Origin of the sequence: Neisseria sp. Ec49-e6-T10 (assembly GCF_051132615.1) — a bacterium.
Taxonomy (GTDB): domain Bacteria; phylum Pseudomonadota; class Gammaproteobacteria; order Burkholderiales; family Neisseriaceae.
Map to the genome: position 1 here is coordinate 213,404 of NZ_CP152375.1, position 17,341 is coordinate 230,744.

Genomic DNA, 17,341 nt, shown 5'->3' on the forward strand with positions numbered 1-17,341 from the left:
GAAATCAAAAAGATAAAATTCAAAAATCAGCAACTTAATTTATTTTCATCAAAATACTCAGTTAAAAATAAAAGTATCCTTAATCCTTAATAAGCTGTTAAGAATGCTAAATTGTCGTATACATCTACACAACACTGCCCAACAGATTCACACAATTAAGATTTAAAATAACGATAATGTCCAACTATTTTCCACACAAATAAAACATCTTCTTCTTTTGCACCTTGCCCAATATTATGGATGATAAGGGGTCTCTTTTTATCTGCAGACACTCTATCTGACACAATACCGATGTGTGGCAAACCATTATCTAAACGCCAAGAAACAATATCACCTGCTTTATAATTTTTACCCTCTTGCGTTACAGTCAAGGCTTTATTTTTACGTTTAAAAAAAGTTTCCAGATTAGGAACGCGTCTATGATCAATATTACTGTCTGTTGATGTTAAACCCCAAGTTTTTGGATATTGGCCAAAATTGGCTTTCATATCTTCATGCACCAGTTTTTGTAAATCTTGTTTATTGCCTCGTAACGCACGAATCACCACATCAGTACACACACCTTTAGACAATGGCACATCACCATTTGGATAAGATAATTTCACATAAGCTGGATCATAGGAAACTGTTTTACCAATTTGACTTCTGGCTGATTTGACGATATTAAGATTGGTCTGTGCAACAGCATATAAACTCAATAAACTTGCGACTAAAACAAAAAGATATTTTTCCATAACACCCCAAAAAACAAAATAAATGTTATTAATAATTATTAAAAATAAATGGATAAAAAAACCTGAACACACACTTTTAGCGTCAGGTTTTAAATTTAATCTATTGCTCTATCAGGCACCAATACAGTTCGATTGCCATTACTTTCCATTGGCGACACAATCCCAGTAGCTTCCATTTGTTCAATCAATCGGGCTGCACGGTTATAACCTATTCTTAATTGTCTTTGCACTGAAGAAATAGAAGCTTTGCGGGTTCTTAAAACAATAGAAACAGCTTCATCATATAAAGGATCATCTTCTGCACCTTTGCCATTTCCATTAGAATTGGCATTACTGAATAAATCGCCCTCATCAACACCAGCAGTTAAGATATCATCCACATAATTTGGTTCACCAAACTGTTTCAGATAAGCCACTACTCGATGAACCTCCTCATCTGCCACAAACGCACCATGCACCCGCTGTGGGTAACCTGTTCCCGGTGGTAAGAAAAGCATATCACCTTGCCCTAATAAACTTTCTGCCCCCATTTGATCTAAAATGGTGCGACTGTCAATTTTACTGGACACTTGAAAGGCAATACGAGTAGGAATATTGGCTTTAATTAAACCTGTAATCACATCAACAGAAGGCCTTTGGGTTGCCAAAATAAGATGAATACCTGCTGCACGTGCTTTTTGGGCCAACCGAGCAATCAACTCTTCTATTTTTTTACCAGCAACCATCATCAAATCAGCAAACTCATCCACTACCACAACGATATAAGGTAAATGTTCTAATGGTTCAGGCTCTTGTGGATTTAAGCTAAAAGGATTCGCCAATTTTTGCCCTCGTTGTGCTGCTTCTTTAATTTTTTGATTAAATCCAGCAACATTACGTACCCCCATATGACTCATCAGGCGATAACGTTTTTCCATTTCATTCACACACCACGTCAAGGCATTAGCTGCCAATTTCATATCTGTGACCACAGGTGCCAACAAATGAGGAATCCCCTCATAGATACTCAACTCCAACATTTTTGGGTCAATCATGATTAGGCGTACTTCTTCTGGTGTTGCTTTAAACAACATTGATAAAATCATGGCATTCACACCAACGGATTTACCCGAACCTGTTGTACCAGCAACCAATAAATGAGGCGCTTTAGCCAAATCAGTCACAATAGGTTCACCAGTAATATCTTGCCCTAAGGCTAAAGTTAGCTTAGAACGCGAATCAATAAAAGCAGAAGAAGCAAAAATTTCTGATAATCTGATCATTTGTCGAGTTGGATTGGGCAGCTCCAAACCCATACAGGTTTTTCCCGGAATGGTTTCAACAACACGAATGGAAACCAGCCCTAACGCTCGAGACAAATCTTTAACAAGATTCATTACTTGTGCGCCACGCACACCAACAGCAGGTTCAATTTCATATCGGGTAATCACTGGACCTGCATACGCATCTAATACGTTCACCTTTACTTTAAACTCTGCCAGCTTTTCTTCTATCACAATGCCTTTTTCTAGCAAGATCTCATCGCTTAACGCATTTTGTACTTTTTCTTCTGGCGCTTGTAATAAATTCAAACCAGGTAAATGAGTTTCGTGAAAAACGGCTCTTTGAACAGTTGTCACTTGAGAAACTGGTTTTTCTGCTTGAATCAATGTGGGCTGATTAATGGCTTTAGGTGCCCACGATGGTTTATTGGCTTCTTGCTCTGAAACAGTAAATGATTGATCTTCATTTTCTGTTTCAGCTTCTTCTGACACATCAATATCAGACAATGACCAACTGACTTCTGGCAAGACATTTATATCTTGCTCTGTATCTTCTGAAGATAAAAATAAATTGTAGTCTGCCTCAGGTTGCCAGTTAATGCTGACATCTGTTTCTGTCTCATTTTGCACAACATCCACCAATTCAGGCACTTGGATAACATGAGGCAAAACCAGTTTATTGGGTTCTGACTCAGGTTCGATTTCTTGATGATTTGCAAACTCTTTTTTAGGTGCATTAAAGGGGGTAAATTGAGAATACAAAGCCTCTTTAGCAGGAGGTGCTTTTGCCTTTTTTCGAGGGGAGTAAACGTTATGGTTATGTTCCAATGCTTCAGATGGAATCACACTTTTTGTATATTGTTTGCGACGATACTTTCGATTAACGGGTGAATCCGTTTTTGCCAAATTCTCAAGCACTTCATTTGTATCAATAATTGGCAAGGGCACTTGAACTGGCACTTCTTGTTTTGCTGTCCATTTTTTAGCCAATTTTTGCCGTAAAAGTTCCCGTTTTACATCTTCCAAATCAATAACCGGTGGTGCTTCTTTTGTCTGTTGTGGTTTCACATAAACAGGTTTATCTAACACAATAACTTCTGGTTCTTGCACCTCTGGTTCATCAACAGGCTTAAACTGCTCTTCAAATGGCATTTCTAAAACTTCAGGAAAATAGTACTGAGGCTGTTCATTTTTTTGCTCTTCTTGAGTAGGAACGGTTTCTTCTTCCTCTGCAGCAAAAATTGGTAAATCCTTTAGGTCTTCTTCTAACTGTTGCGCCTGATGTTCAGCAAAATCATCATCAACGATTTCTTCTGCAAAATCTGTTACGTCTTTTTTATGTTGCCTAGCACTTTGAAGTAAAGGTGAAACTTCTTCAGTTAACACCAACTCTTTCTCCAAGCTTTCTGTTCCCTCATGACGAGTCAGATACAAAAGCTCCTGTTCCCATTCTTGTCTGCTTTTTGTGCTGTAAAAAGCCATAGCAGCAATAATTGCCACAATGAGTAACAATAAAAACCACAACATAAAGAGAAAACCTTCAAAACAAAATAAGTTGTCTATTGTACCTCTTTTTGTGCTGTAAATAAAAAAACCCTGCTTAAAAAAGCAGGGTTTTTGTTTTATTTTATTACACTGTTAAAGTTTGAGCTGTTTTTTGATAATCCTCAATTTGATCAAAATTCATATACCGGTAGACTTCCAGTCCTTTATCTTGAATCAAAGCCATATTATCATGGTACTCTTGTGGAGTTGGTATTTTACCCAACTTCGCACAAATAGCAGCCAACTCAGCTGAACCTAAGAACACATTAGCGTTTTTACCCAATCTATTTGGGAAGTTACGCGTTGAAGTCGACATAACGGTTGCACCTTCCCTAACTTGTGCTTGGTTCCCCATACACAAGGAACAACCAGGCATTTCCATACGGGCACCTGCTTTACCAAACACCCCATAATAGCCCTCTTCTGTTAACTCTTCGGCATCCATTTTGGTTGGTGGTGCCAACCATAAACGTACAGGTAAATCTGTTTTACCTTCCAGTAGTTTACCTGTTGCTCTAAAGTGGCCAATATTGGTCATACAAGAACCAATAAAGACTTCATCAATTTTTGTCCCTGACACTTCTGACATCAATTTCACATCATCTGGATCATTTGGACAAGCAACGACTGGCTCTTTAATTTCATTCATATCAATCTCAATAACCGCTGCATACTCTGCATCTGCGTCCGCTTGAAGTAATTGAGGGTTTGCCAACCATTCTTCCATTTTTTTGATACGACGCTCTAGCGTACGAGCATCTTGGTAGCCTTGAGCAATCATGTATTTCATCAAGGTAATATTGGAATTTAAATACTCAATAATTGGCTCTTTATCTAAATGAACCGTACAAGCTGCTGCAGAACGTTCAGCCGAAGCATCAGACAATTCAAACGCTTGTTCCACTTTCAATTTAGGTAAACCTTCTATTTCCACAATACGGCCTGAGAAAATATTTTTCTTACCTGCTTTGGCAACCGTTAACAAGCCTTGTTTAATAGCATACAAAGGAATGGCATTGACTAAATCACGTAAAGTCACACCTGGCTGTAATTCACCTTTAAAGCGAACCAACACAGATTCAGGCATATCCAATGGCATGACCCCAGTCGCGGCGGCAAATGCAACCAAACCAGAACCGGCTGGAAATGAAATACCAATAGGGAAACGCGTATGGCTGTCCCCTCCAGTTCCAACTGTATCAGGTAACAATAAACGGTTTAACCAAGAGTGAATAATGCCATCACCTGGACGTAAAGACACGCCACCGCGTGAAGAAATAAATTCTGGCAATTCTTTATGTGTTTTGACATCAACTGGCTTTGGATAAGCGGCAGTATGACAGAATGACTGCATCACTAAATCGGCACTAAACCCTAAACAAGCCAAATCTTTTAATTCATCACGTGTCATTGGCCCTGTTGTGTCTTGAGAACCGACTGTCGTCATACGTGGTTCACAATAGGTACCTGGACGAATACCTTGCCCTTCTGGCAAGCCACAAGCACGTCCAACCATTTTTTGAGCCAAAGTAAACCCAGCATTAGATTGAGCGGGGACTGTTGGTAAGCGGAAAATAGTAGAAGCGGTTAAACCTAATGCTTCTCTGGCTTTAGCAGTTAATCCTCTACCAATAATCAAGTTAATACGCCCACCTGCTTGCACTTCATCTAAAATCACATCTGACTTTAGTTCAAACTGGGCAATTTGCTGTCCATCTTTTTTAATCACACCTTCGTACGGGAAAATATCAATGACATCGCCCATATTCATCTTTGATACATCAACCTCGATAGGCAATGCGCCAGAGTCCTCTTGGGTATTGAAGAAAATAGGTGCAATTTTGCCGCCCAAACATACTCCACCAAAGCGTTTATTTGGAACAAAAGGAATATCATGACCCGTATGCCAAATAACAGAATTAGTTGCAGATTTGCGACTAGAGCCAGTACCCACAACGTCACCTACATATGCAAGCATGTGGCCTTTAACTTTTAATTTTTCAATTTGTCTGATTGGACCAATGCTGCCTACCTCATCAGGCTCAATTCCTTCACGTGGATTTTTAAGCATGGCTAAAGCATGTAATGGAATATCAGGTCTGCTCCATGCATCTGGTGCAGGAGATAAATCATCTGTATTGGTTTCACCTGTTACTTTGAATACAGTTACTGTGATTTTTTCTGGAACCGCTTCACGACTGGTAAACCATTCTGCTTCTGCCCAAGAATTGATCACTTCTTTTGCTAAAGCATTACCTGCTTGCATTTTTTCTTGTACATCATGAAATGCATCAAACATTAACAGCGTATGTTTTAAACCATTGGCAGCAATAGGGCCTAGTTTTGGGCTATCTAATAAGTCAATTAATGGTTGAATATTGTAACCACCCAGCATGGTACCTAATAACTCAGTTGCTTTTTCTGGGCTAATTAAAGGGCTTTTTACAGTTTCTTCTGCAACAGCAGCCAAAAATGAGGCTTTTACTTTTGCGGCATCATCTACTCCAGGTGGGACACGGTTGGTGATTAAATCAACCAAAAATGCAGGATCTTCTGCAGAAGGATTTTTTAGTAATTCGATTACAGCAGCCGTCTCTTCAGCTGATAATGGTAATGGTGGAATACCTTGCGCAGCTCGTTCAGCTTCATGCTGTTTATATGCTTCTAACATGAGTGTTCTCCTTTAGTTATTATTTATACATTTTATCAGTTGGCACACCATAAAAATGTGCCAACACATACATTGGCAACCACTTAATCGGCTGCAACAGGGATAATGCCAATTTTTGCCTGCCATTGTTTAGGGGCAATCTGATGAACCGAAATACCTTGTGCATCTACAGCAACAGTAACAGGCATATCTTCAACTTCAAACTCATAAATAGCTTCCATACCCAACTCTGGGAAAGCCAGTACAGTGGCTTTTTTAATGGCTTTTGAAACCAAATAGGCTGCACCACCAACAGCCATTAAATAAACGGCTTTATTGTCTTTAATCGCATCAATGGCCACTTGCCCACGTTCAGCTTTACCCACCATACCCAACAAACCAGTTTGTTCAAGTAATTGACGGGTAAATTTATCCATACGTGTTGCTGTAGTAGGGCCTGCAGGGCCAACAACTTCCTCACGAACAGGGTCAACAGGCCCCACGTAATAAATGACTCTATTGGTTAAGTCAATGGGTAATTGTTCACCTTTATTAAGCATATCAACCAAGCGTTTATGAGCAGCATCACGACCTGTCAGCATTTTTCCTGAAAGCAATAATACATCTCCATGTTTCCATGTATTGGCTTCTTCTTTTGTGAGGGTATTCAAATTGACTTTTTTACCACTACCACCATCATAGGCGATATCGGGCCAATCACTCATTTTAGGTGCTTCTAATTGCACAGGGCCTGAACCATCTAATTCAAACTCAATGTGGCGTGTTGCCGCACAGTTAGGAATCATGGCAATAGGTAAACTTGCAGCATGAGTTGGATAATCCAGAATTTTGACATCTAATACTGTAGATAAACCACCTAATCCTTGGGCACCAATACCTAATGCATTGACTTTTTCATATAGTTCTAAGCGCAAGGACTCTATAGCTGTTAACTCTTGTGCTGATTTGGCTTTTGCTTGCAAATCATGAATATCAACATGCCCCATCAAAGATTCTTTGGCCATTAACATGGCTTTTTCTGGCGTACCACCAATACCAATTCCTAAAATACCTGGTGGGCACCAACCTGCCCCCATAGTTGGAATGGTTTTTAATACCCAATCCACAATTGAATCTGATGGGTTTAACATGGCTAATTTTGATTTATTCTCAGAACCGCCGCCTTTAGCAGCACAGGTCACTTCTACTTTATTCCCCGGCACCAATTGCATATGCACAACGGCTGGTGTGTTGTCTTTGGTGTTTTGGCGCTTACCTGCTGGATCACGCAAAACAGATGCTCTTAATTTATTATCTGAATTTAAATAGGCACGGCGAACACCTTCATCTACCATATCTTGGATAGACAATTGAGCATCCCACTGTACATTCATCCCCACTTTTAAAAAAACAACAGCAATACCCGTATCCTGACAAATGGGTCGATGACCTTGCGCGCACATACGGCTATTGACAAGGATTTGAGCCATCGCATCTTTTGCAGCTGGGTTTTCTTCTTTTTCCCAAGCTTCTGTCATGGCATCAATAAAATCTTTAGGGTGAAAATAACTGATATATTGAAAAGCGTCTGCAATACTTTGTATAAAGTCTTCCTGTTTGATGATTGTCATCACGTTCTGCCTTTTATATGGATTATGATTATTCTAAATGCACTAACATGCTATTTTAGTACGAAATAGTATATATTGCTAACGAGTCTTATATAAGACATCAATATATATTATCTATCGAATAATCAGCCTTTTCCATTTCTAATTTGTTGTTATTTTAACATAGCTTAAAACGTCTCTACTTATTAAAAAACGGTATACTCATTATACAAATTTAATCTACTTAAATTCATTGAATGGCTTTGCCTAATCCATATCGTTATATTGTGTATTTTGACTGTTTTTTTTAATACATGAATACCATAAATAAATTTTTTATTTACAATAATATAAATTATTTTAAATTTTTTTTATTTAATATATTGCATCATCTTCTTATTTTGATAATATAAAGCTGTTTTAATCTACTTATTAAAACAAGGTTTGTCTTTCTGTTACATAACCAAACAAGGGAGTAGATCAATATGAAAAAAATAATCATACTAACCAGCCTAGCACTTGCATCTGGCAGTTTATTCGCGCAAAACAATTATTCTGCTTCTGCATCTACACAAGCTGCAACAGTTGCTCAAGTTGAACAATGGCAAGATGCAAGTAACGCAACCCTACAAGGCAATATCATTGAACATTTAACAGGTAAAAACTATTTGTTCAAAGACAAAACAGGTATTGTAAACATTGAAATAGATACAGATAAATGGCCAGGCTTTACTTTTTCCCCTAAAGAACATGTTGAAATTCAAGGGGACGTCATAAGAATCTGGAACTCTCTTCAAATTAAAGTAAATGCTATTAGAAAACTTTAATAAATAAAAAGCAGTCAGTTTTTCAACAAGAAACTGACTGCTTCAACCAGTTAAACCCAAGTTTCATTTCATTTTATTTTAAGACCAATTTAAAATAACCTTAAAACCAATAGGCTGATTACTTAAAAAGGTAATTTGAAAACCATGTAATTGCGCAATCTGCTTAACAATGGATAAACCTAAGCCACTACCTGATTCATTCTGATTTTGCCCTGTCGGGCGAAAAAAACGTTCACCTAATCGATTGAGTATCTCTTGACTCACCCCTACACCATTATCCTCAATGATTAAACTTGTTTGATCCAATGTAATGGTGATTTTCGCCTCTGGGTTTTGATTATACTTAATGGCATTTTCTAACAAATTTCGAACCAAAATGGACAATAATAAAGTATGCCCCTTTATTTTCATGGGTTCGACGATTTTATTCACCACAATTTGAACCTGCTTTTGTTCGGCACTATGCGCAACATCATGTATACCCATTTCGATTAAATCAGACCAATTCACCTCTTGTATCTCTGCTAAATCTGATAAAGAATCTAACCTTGATAAAATCAACATTTGATCCACTAACCTCGTGGCTCGATCAACCCCCAAAATTAAGTTATTCAGCGCTTTTTCACGCATATTCTGATCATCATGCGCCAACAATGCCACTTCAGCCTGAATTTTTAATGCGGCCAATGGTGTACGTAACTCATGAGCCGCATCGGAAATAAAACGCCTTTCTCGAACCAACATTTCATGAATACGAATAAATAGGGCATTTAAAGCCTGTACAAATGGTTCCACTTCTTTTGGGGTTTTCAGTTCAGTAATTAAACTGTCCTCATCAGGCCTGCGATCTTTTAAAGTATTGGCTAGTTTTTTAAAGGGTAAAAATTCATAACTGATCATCATAATAATAATCAAAATTAGGATGGGTAACATGACTACCCATGGAATCATTTGATCAACCAATATATCCCATGCAATTTCATCACGATAATCTCGTTTCTGAGCTACAGCGACAATAAATTGCCTATCTTCACTTAATAGCCACAATACCCGCCACTTTTTTGTATCTTCTAAATAGGAATGGCCTTTTAAAGATAAGACCTGATCAGAAAAATTTATTTTTCGACCATTATCCCCATCATTTAATAACATTTTGCCTTCTGTTGAAAAAACAGCATAACTGAGTGCATCATCGTCTAGCTCAAGCGATTTAATGTATTTTGATTTTATTTTAGGTAATTGATAAGTATCTTGGTTGTCTAATAATTTGTGTAAATTAGGCGATGCCAAATGTTTGGCAAATAATAGCTGTTCTCCATCGAACACTTCTCTTAATGATTGCCTTGTTTGAAAAAAAGCAATGGATGAAGCAACTAACCAAGTAAACAGGATCATGGTACTGATTAAAACAATCAGCCTTAAGCGTAAACTGAGTTTTCTCATTCATTTTCCTCTAATTTATAACCTAACCCATACACCGTTTTAATGAAATGATTACCCAACTTACGCCTTAAATTATGGATATATACATCTACAGTATTGCTGGCGACATCATCACTCCAAGAATAGAGTTTGTCTTGGATTAACTCTCTTGAGAGCACTTTACCTTTACTCAGTAAAAAGAACTCCAATAATGCAGTCTCTTTTGCTGTTAAAGTAACCACTTGCCCAGCCTTTGTTACAACCTTAGTAGAAGGAACCAAACATACATCAGCATGACTTAATTCTGGTTCCACCTGTTTATGATCCCTTCGAATTAAAGCCTGTAATCTGGCGGCAAGTTCTACTAAGGCAAAAGGCTTACATAAATAATCATCTGCTCCTGCTTGCAGCCCCTCTACCCTTTGATCAATTGAATCACGAGCCGTTAATATCAAAACAGGTGTATTCAATTTATTTTGGCGCCAATAGGCTAAAACATCCAATCCATCTATTTTAGGTAAACTTAAATCTAAAACAACTGCATCATATGCAGCAGATGACAAAGCGTCTTGCCCTAATGCGCCATCCTCAAACCAATCAACAGTAAACCCCAATTTAGTTAACCCTGTTTTAATACCATCACCAATTAACTGATTATCTTCAACCAATAAAATGCGCATTTTTTTAGTCCATTACTCATTATTTTTATTATTAAAACAAAAAAATATTAAATAATCATTAAGTTTTAACATATGAGTAAAAAAGCCATTCAAAAATGAATGGCTTTTTTACTCATTAACAATAGCAAATTTAAACAATATTATGCTTTAAATGTGCTTCATATCTCACCACATCTTCTGCAATATGAGGATCTTTAATCACATCATTGCATATAAACGAAGGTAAAGGTTCCATACCTAAAAACTGATTGGCTTTATGTAGAGGCAAATACACACCATCTACCCCAACCCCCTCAAAAAACTGCTCTGGATCATTAAAAGCTTCTAATGGTGCATTCCAAGTGGCTGAAATCATGTATTTCTTACCTTGTAACAACCCACCTGAACCATATTTTTTAGAAGCATCACTTCTGGTTCTACCATCGCTGGCATACAAACTGCCATAACCTTCGGTAAACACATCATCAATATATTTTTTCAGTGTCCATGGCATACCCATCCACCAACCAGGCTGTTGATAAATCACCACATCTGCCCACACATATTTAGCCACTTCATCAGATATTTGATACCCATCTTCCAAAGTCGTGACTTGCACTTCATGCCCCATTTTCACCAAAGTTTTTTGTGCCACTTCAGTTAGGTACTTATTTAACTCACCTTTTGAATGAAAAAAGTTTTTTCCCGCATCAATAATCAATACTTTAGACATTTCTCTACTTTCAATATTAACCTAAATTAAGTATTTAATTATATGCCTAAAAAACCAAATAACTTCATACTGTTTTTTTATGAGTACATTAAAAATCTATATAATCTCTTATCCTTCTTAGGTCAACAATATGATTTTATTCATATTAAAAATAACGCACAATGACAAAAGATTAAATATATTAATCAATCTCAAAAACGGATGCCTAATAAAAACCCCCTTTCATCGCTGTAATAGGCTTTGCAACATGAATAGTATGGGATGACAGGAAGTTAAACAAATAACATACCGCAAGCATTGGGTGCTGTAGATTTTGCTTTATACGCTAAACTTGCTTGTATTCGCCTTGATAAGAACACAAAAAATGAGGTACTAAGGGTGACTATGTAAGCGTAAAATACCAGATATTGTAAAAAAACACTTAGATTTACATATAGCTTAGCATAATGAGCTAGTTAAATTTTCAAATAAAAGGTTTACATTTAGTGCCCTTTAACTACCCCAAATTTAAGCTTAAAAATCAGACGGCACACATCTAACAATCTAGGGTATGGGCATTACGGGCATCTATGTTAAAATCAAAGGTCAAAGACAGACATTTATGGCTTTAATACAAATTTACATTCTTCAATTTACTTAAAGGCTTATTATGGCAGGAAATACTTTTGGACAGTTGTTTTGCGTCACGACTTTTGGAGAAAGCCATGGCGAAGCTTTAGGCTGTATTATTGACGGCTGCCCTCCTAACCTTGCTATCAGTAAAGATGATATTCAACAAGAACTGGATAAACGTAAGCCTGGCACCAGTCGCCATGTCACGCAAAGAAAAGAAGCAGATGAAGTTGAAATTTTATCAGGCATCTTTGAAGGCAAAACAACCGGTACACCTATTGCTTTATTAATTCGCAATACGGATCAGCGTAGTAAGGATTACGGCAATATTGCCCAAACTTTCCGCCCTGGCCATGCTGACTATACCTACTGGCACAAATATGGTATTCGTGACTACCGTGGTGGTGGACGCAGTTCAGCTCGTGAAACAGCGGCAAGGGTTGCTGCTGGTGCGATTGCTAAAAAATGGCTATCAGAGCAATTTGGCACGCAAATTATCGCCTACGTCAATCAAGTGGGGATAAAAGAAATTCCCTTTGTCAGTTATGACGATATTGCAAAAAATCCTTTTTTTGTCGCCAATATGGGCATGGTTGCAGAACTAGAAGAGTATATGGATGCAACAAGAAAAAGCTTAGATTCTGTTGGTGCTCGCTTAAAAGTCATTGCGAAGGGAATTCCTGTTGGTTGGGGAGAGCCTATATTTGACCGCCTTGATGCGGATATAGCCCATGCTTTAATGAGCATAAACGCTGTTAAAGGCATAGAAATTGGCTCAGGTTTTGACAGTATTACCCAAAAAGGCTCTGAACATGGAGATGAGTTGACACCGCAAGGTTTTTTAAGCAATCACGCAGGTGGCATACTGGGTGGAATCAGTACAGGTCAAAATATTGAGGCCACTATTGCCATAAAACCAACCTCTAGCATTGCCACAGTAAGACGTTCAATTGATATTGAAGGAAAAGCTGTTGAAGTAGCTACACATGGACGCCACGATCCTTGTGTTGGTTTGCGCGCAGCACCTATTGCAGAAGCCATGATGGCCTTGGTATTAATGGACCATGCACTAAGACACCGCGCACAGTGCATGGATGTGTCGGTTCATACGCCGAAAATCGCTTAGATTGGATATTAAACGATGTTGTTTAATGTGGTTTCACTTTTGAGAATAAAAATATGGCCAAGCAGCAAACATTAGTTGTTAAATTAGGAACCAGTGTACTAACCGGCGGAACACGCCAATTAAATAAAGCCCATATGGTGCAATTAATTACGCAATGTGCCAAGCAGTATGAGGCTGGGCATAGAATCATTATTGTGACTTCTGGTGCGATTGCAGCTGGTCGTGAATACCTAAACTTTCCAGATTTGCCTGCAACGATTGCCTCCAAACAATTATTGGCAGCAGTAGGTCAATCAAGGCTGATTCAACTATGGGAACAATTGTTCTCAATATACAATATCCATATTGGGCAAATGTTATTAACCCGTGCAGATCTTGAGGATCATGAACGTTTTTTAAATGCACAAGACACACTTAAAGCATTATTAGACAATCGCATTGTGCCTGTTATTAATGAAAATGATGCTGTTGTGACAGCTGAAATTAAAGTTGGCGATAATGACAATTTATCAGCATTGGCGGCTATTTTGGCACAGGCAGATAAGCTGCTGTTATTAACAGATCAAAATGGCCTTTATACGGCAGACCCCCGTACAGATGCAAATGCAAAGCTCATTGAAGAAGTCAGTGTGATTGACGACACATTACGTAATATAGCTGGTGACAGTGTGACTGGTTTAGGAACAGGTGGTATGTCTACTAAGCTACAAGCTGCCGATATTGCTTGTCGAGCAGGCATTGAAGTGATTATTGGCTCAGGTTCTCGCCCCAATATCATTGAAGATGTTATAGAAAACCGACCTGTAGGTACGCGCTTTTTGGCTCAGGAAACACCGTTAGAAAACCGTAAACGCTGGATATTCGGTGCCCCACCTGCGGGTGAGCTTGGCTTAGATCAAGGAGCAACGGAAGCCATTTTAACCAAAGGCAGTTCACTTTTACCTAAAGGCATTATTGCCATTAGTGGGGACTTCTCTCGTGGTGAAGTATTGAAGTTATGTGATCCCACAGGTAAATGTATTGCCCGTGGTGTTGCTCGTTATAACAGTGATGCGCTCAAAATTATTGCTGGCAAACATTCTCAGCAAATCAGCGAATTATTGGGCTATGAATATGGTTCTGTTGCTGTACACCGTGATGATATGATTGTAAATTAACACTGATTCATACTTTTTACAGAAGGTAAATCTACATGTTAGAACAAATGGGTAAAGCAGCTAAAGAAGCGGCTTATCAACTGGCACAATGTACGACTGCTCAAAAAAATACTGCTTTGCGCATGATTGCTGATTCACTGGAAGCCAATAGCGAGCAAATTCTACAAGCCAATCGATTGGATATTCAATTTGCTCAAGAAAATGGCATCAGTGATGCAATGCAAGACCGTTTGTTATTAACGAAAGAGCGTATTGCTGCCATAGCACACGACGTACGTAAAGTCTGCTTATTATCTGACCCTATTGGATCAGTTATGGATGGTTGTGTTCTGGAAAGTGGCTTAAACATACAGCGCAAACGTGTCCCGCTGGGCGTTATTGGGGTTATTTATGAAGCTAGACCTAATGTGACAATCGATGTTGCGTCCCTTTGTTTAAAAACAGGCAATGCGGTTATTTTACGTGGTGGGAAAGAAACCATACACACCAATAAAGAAATGACATTGATTGTTCAACAAGCTTTGCGCGCAGCAAGCTTACCTGAAAAAGCCATTCAATCTATCGAAAATCCAGATAGGCAATGGATTAATGCCTTATTAAAATTGGATCAATATGTTGATATGCTGATTCCTCGTGGTGGGGCAAAACTACATCAGCTTTGTAAAGAGAACTCGACGATCCCAGTGATTGTTGGTGGCATTGGTATTTGCCATACCTTTGTAGATGAAAGTGCTGATTTTTCTAAAGCACTGGATATCATCCAAAATGCCAAAACGCAACGCCCAAGTACTTGCAACACCTTAGAAACTTTATTGGTACATGAAAATATTGCCCATACATTTTTGCCTCTACTGAGCCAAAGAATGGCTGAGTGTAAGGTCTCGCTACATGCAAAAGATGCAGCATTGGCTCTATTACAAAAGGTTCATGCAAAAGTTGAGCCTTTAAAAGAAAATGAATTATATGAAGAATGGCTCTCTTTAGATTTAAACGTTATGGTTGTGACTGACTTAAATGCAGCCCTTGAACACATCAGAACATACAGCAGTAAGCATTCAGATGCTATTTTGACCAAAAATGTACAACATGCTGAAAAATTTGTTCAAGTTGTCGACTCTGCTGCTGTTTATGTCAATGCCAGCACACGTTTTACTGATGGTGCTCAATTTGGATTAGGTGCAGAAGTTGCCGTAAGCACACAAAAACTACATGCTCGAGGACCTATGGGACTAGAAGCATTGACAACTTATAAATGGATTGGTTATGGTGAAGATTTAATTAGAAGCTGATTTATTGACAAAAAAACACCCCTTAAATAAGGGGTGTTTTTTATGGTGACTTTTACCAATAACCTAAGATTTTCCACCATACTGAGCCAATGCCTAACCAAATGACCAAATTAACCACGCTCATAATAAAGCCTATCTTCCACCATTGTCCTAATGTGGTGTAACCTGAGCCAAAAATAATTGGGGAGGTACCTGTTGCATAATGTGTTAAAGACATCATGAGAGAAGAAGAAAAAGCCAACATCAGCGCAAACAATATAGGAGGAGCTCCTAAAGCAATACCTGCGGCAAAAAAAGCACCGAACATGGCGGTAATATGTGCGGTTGTGCTGGCAAAAAAGTAATGAGAATAAACATAAAAAGCCACCAATAATAATACCGCACTGATCCAGCCAAAATTCATCACTGTCAATATGCCTTGGATACTACCAGAGAGCCAAGCAATTAAACCTAATTTACCTAAAAAGGTCGCCATCATAACCAAAGCAGCAAACCAAACAACGGTATCCCATGCACCTTTTTCACCCAATAAATCATCCCAGCTTAAAACACCTGTACACAATAAAATACTCAACCCTAAAAAGGCAGCAGTCGCTGGATCAACTTTAAAGGCATCACCAAAGATGAATGCAGGTAGCCCTGCCCATAAGATCAGCAACAGACCAAAAACTGCAATCATGATTTTTTCAGGCAATTGCATTTTTCCTAATCCTGCCAGTTTCTCTTTAGCAAAATGAGTGGCATTTGGGGTACTTTTTGTTTCTGGCGGATCAATTAAATAAATAATCAATGGCATTAAAGCCAACGATATCAAACCTGGAACAATAGCAGCAACAGCCCACATTGTCCAAGTGAACTCAAAATGAGGCTCTGTACCTTTGGCAATCAAAGTGACAATAAGTGGATTAGGTGCCGTTGCAGTAATGAACATTGCAGAAGTAATTGGATTGGTATTGTAATTGACCAAAGCCAAATAACGGCCTATTTTACCAGTTGAACCATCCTCTGGCTTAGACCCAAACGCATTGGCAATGGATTTCATAATGGGGTGGATGATTCCTCCTCCCCTTGCTGTATTACTGGGGGTTACAGGCGCCAAAGTTAACTCGGCTAAAACCAGTGAATAAGCGATCCCCAAGGTACGTTTACCAAACACAGAAATAAAATAATAACCAATACGTGCACCCAACCCTGTTTTACTCAAACCTTTTGAAATAAGAACAGACACACCAATTAACCAGATCAATGAATTGGAAAAACCACTTAACGCATCGGTAATTGCTTGAGTTGGATTACCAGGGCTGGTTACTCTTGTTAACGCAACCAAACAAATGGCAATAATGGAAACAGCACCAATAGGTAATGCTTTACCTATAATAGCCACAATTGTGCCCACAAAAAGTGCTAATAAGTGCCACGCATGAATAGAAACACCATCAGGAACTGGAATAACAAACCAAATGATTAGCCCGATTGCAATGGCTATGGCAGACGGAATAGGCTTTGCGTGTGTGAACGTATACATTTTTTAATCCTTATAAACAGAACACTACTTTTTCAATATTTTTTATTAAGATCTATTAATATTATTTTTATAGTGTTAGTATACAATTCATATAACCTATAATCAATTTTAATTAAATTAATTTTCAATAAAATTTAATTAAGTTTATGATATTTCACCTATAAGTATTTATGCCATCTTACAGTCGCAT

12 protein-coding genes are annotated in these 17,341 nt (G+C 38.2%); 4 read left to right on the forward strand and 8 right to left on the reverse strand.

The genetic code is table 11. From position 1 onward, the window contains the following. Window positions 1–155: 155 nt before the first annotated feature. The 4 genes from AADH04_RS00975 to AADH04_RS00990 form a co-directional block, all read right to left on the reverse strand. A complete protein-coding gene (locus AADH04_RS00975) occupies window positions 156–734 on the reverse strand; it encodes a DUF1287 domain-containing protein (RefSeq protein WP_434778390.1) in 579 nt (192 codons plus the stop codon). Window positions 735–829: 95 nt separating this feature from the next. Beyond that, complete coding sequence (locus tag AADH04_RS00980) at window positions 830–3,523, reverse strand: DNA translocase FtsK (protein WP_434778391.1); 2,694 nt, start codon at window positions 3,521–3,523, stop codon at window positions 830–832. A gap of 103 nt (window positions 3,524–3,626) precedes the next feature. Further along, on the reverse strand, window positions 3,627–6,212 hold the full coding sequence (acnB, locus tag AADH04_RS00985) for a bifunctional aconitate hydratase 2/2-methylisocitrate dehydratase (RefSeq protein WP_434778392.1): 2,586 nt from the start codon (window positions 6,210–6,212) through the stop codon (window positions 3,627–3,629). Between the two features lie 83 nt (window positions 6,213–6,295). Beyond that, the gene (locus tag AADH04_RS00990) at window positions 6,296–7,822 is read right to left on the reverse strand and encodes a fumarate hydratase (RefSeq protein WP_434778393.1); all 1,527 of its coding nucleotides are present in this window, start codon (window positions 7,820–7,822) and stop codon (window positions 6,296–6,298) included. A 464-nt stretch (window positions 7,823–8,286) separates the two neighbouring features. On the opposite strand from AADH04_RS00990, the gene AADH04_RS00995 reads away from it, so the two are divergent. Next, a complete protein-coding gene (locus tag AADH04_RS00995; RefSeq protein ID WP_434778394.1) occupies window positions 8,287–8,628 on the forward strand; it encodes a YgiW/YdeI family stress tolerance OB fold protein in 342 nt (113 codons plus the stop codon). Window positions 8,629–8,706: 78 nt separating this feature from the next. Here AADH04_RS00995 and qseC read toward each other — a convergent pair whose 3' ends face one another. The 3 genes from qseC to AADH04_RS01010 all read right to left on the reverse strand — a co-directional run bounded on the left by qseC (window position 8,707) and on the right by AADH04_RS01010 (window position 11,442). Next, entirely contained in the window at window positions 8,707–10,071 is a 1,365-nt protein-coding gene (qseC, locus tag AADH04_RS01000) for a quorum sensing histidine kinase QseC (RefSeq protein WP_434778395.1), read from the reverse strand. Beyond that, the gene (locus AADH04_RS01005; protein ID WP_434778396.1) at window positions 10,068–10,730 is read right to left on the reverse strand and encodes a response regulator; all 663 of its coding nucleotides are present in this window, start codon (window positions 10,728–10,730) and stop codon (window positions 10,068–10,070) included. The genes qseC and AADH04_RS01005 overlap by 4 nt, the downstream gene beginning before the upstream one ends. 130 nt (window positions 10,731–10,860) lie before the next feature. Further along, a complete protein-coding gene (locus AADH04_RS01010) occupies window positions 10,861–11,442 on the reverse strand; it encodes an NAD(P)H-dependent oxidoreductase (RefSeq protein WP_434778397.1) in 582 nt (193 codons plus the stop codon). A 649-nt stretch (window positions 11,443–12,091) separates the two neighbouring features. Between AADH04_RS01010 and aroC the strand changes: the two genes are divergently transcribed. From aroC to proA, 3 genes are read left to right on the forward strand one after another with little or no spacing between them, the layout of a single operon-like run. Further along, window positions 12,092–13,180 (forward strand): chorismate synthase, encoded by a 1,089-nt coding sequence (gene aroC, locus AADH04_RS01015; RefSeq protein WP_434778398.1) that lies wholly within the window; start codon window positions 12,092–12,094, stop codon window positions 13,178–13,180. A 53-nt stretch (window positions 13,181–13,233) separates the two neighbouring features. Further along, the gene (gene proB / locus AADH04_RS01020; protein ID WP_434778399.1) at window positions 13,234–14,337 is read left to right on the forward strand and encodes a glutamate 5-kinase; all 1,104 of its coding nucleotides are present in this window, start codon (window positions 13,234–13,236) and stop codon (window positions 14,335–14,337) included. 35 nt (window positions 14,338–14,372) lie between these two features. After that, window positions 14,373–15,626: a glutamate-5-semialdehyde dehydrogenase gene (gene proA, locus AADH04_RS01025; protein ID WP_434778400.1), complete on the forward strand. Its 1,254-nt coding sequence runs from the start codon at window positions 14,373–14,375 to the stop codon at window positions 15,624–15,626. A gap of 52 nt (window positions 15,627–15,678) precedes the next feature. On the opposite strand, the gene AADH04_RS01030 is transcribed toward proA, so the two are convergent. Further along, window positions 15,679–17,151, reverse strand: a complete 1,473-nt coding sequence (locus AADH04_RS01030) for an anion permease (RefSeq protein ID WP_434778401.1) — start codon at window positions 17,149–17,151, stop codon at window positions 15,679–15,681. Window positions 17,152–17,341 lie beyond the last annotated feature (190 nt).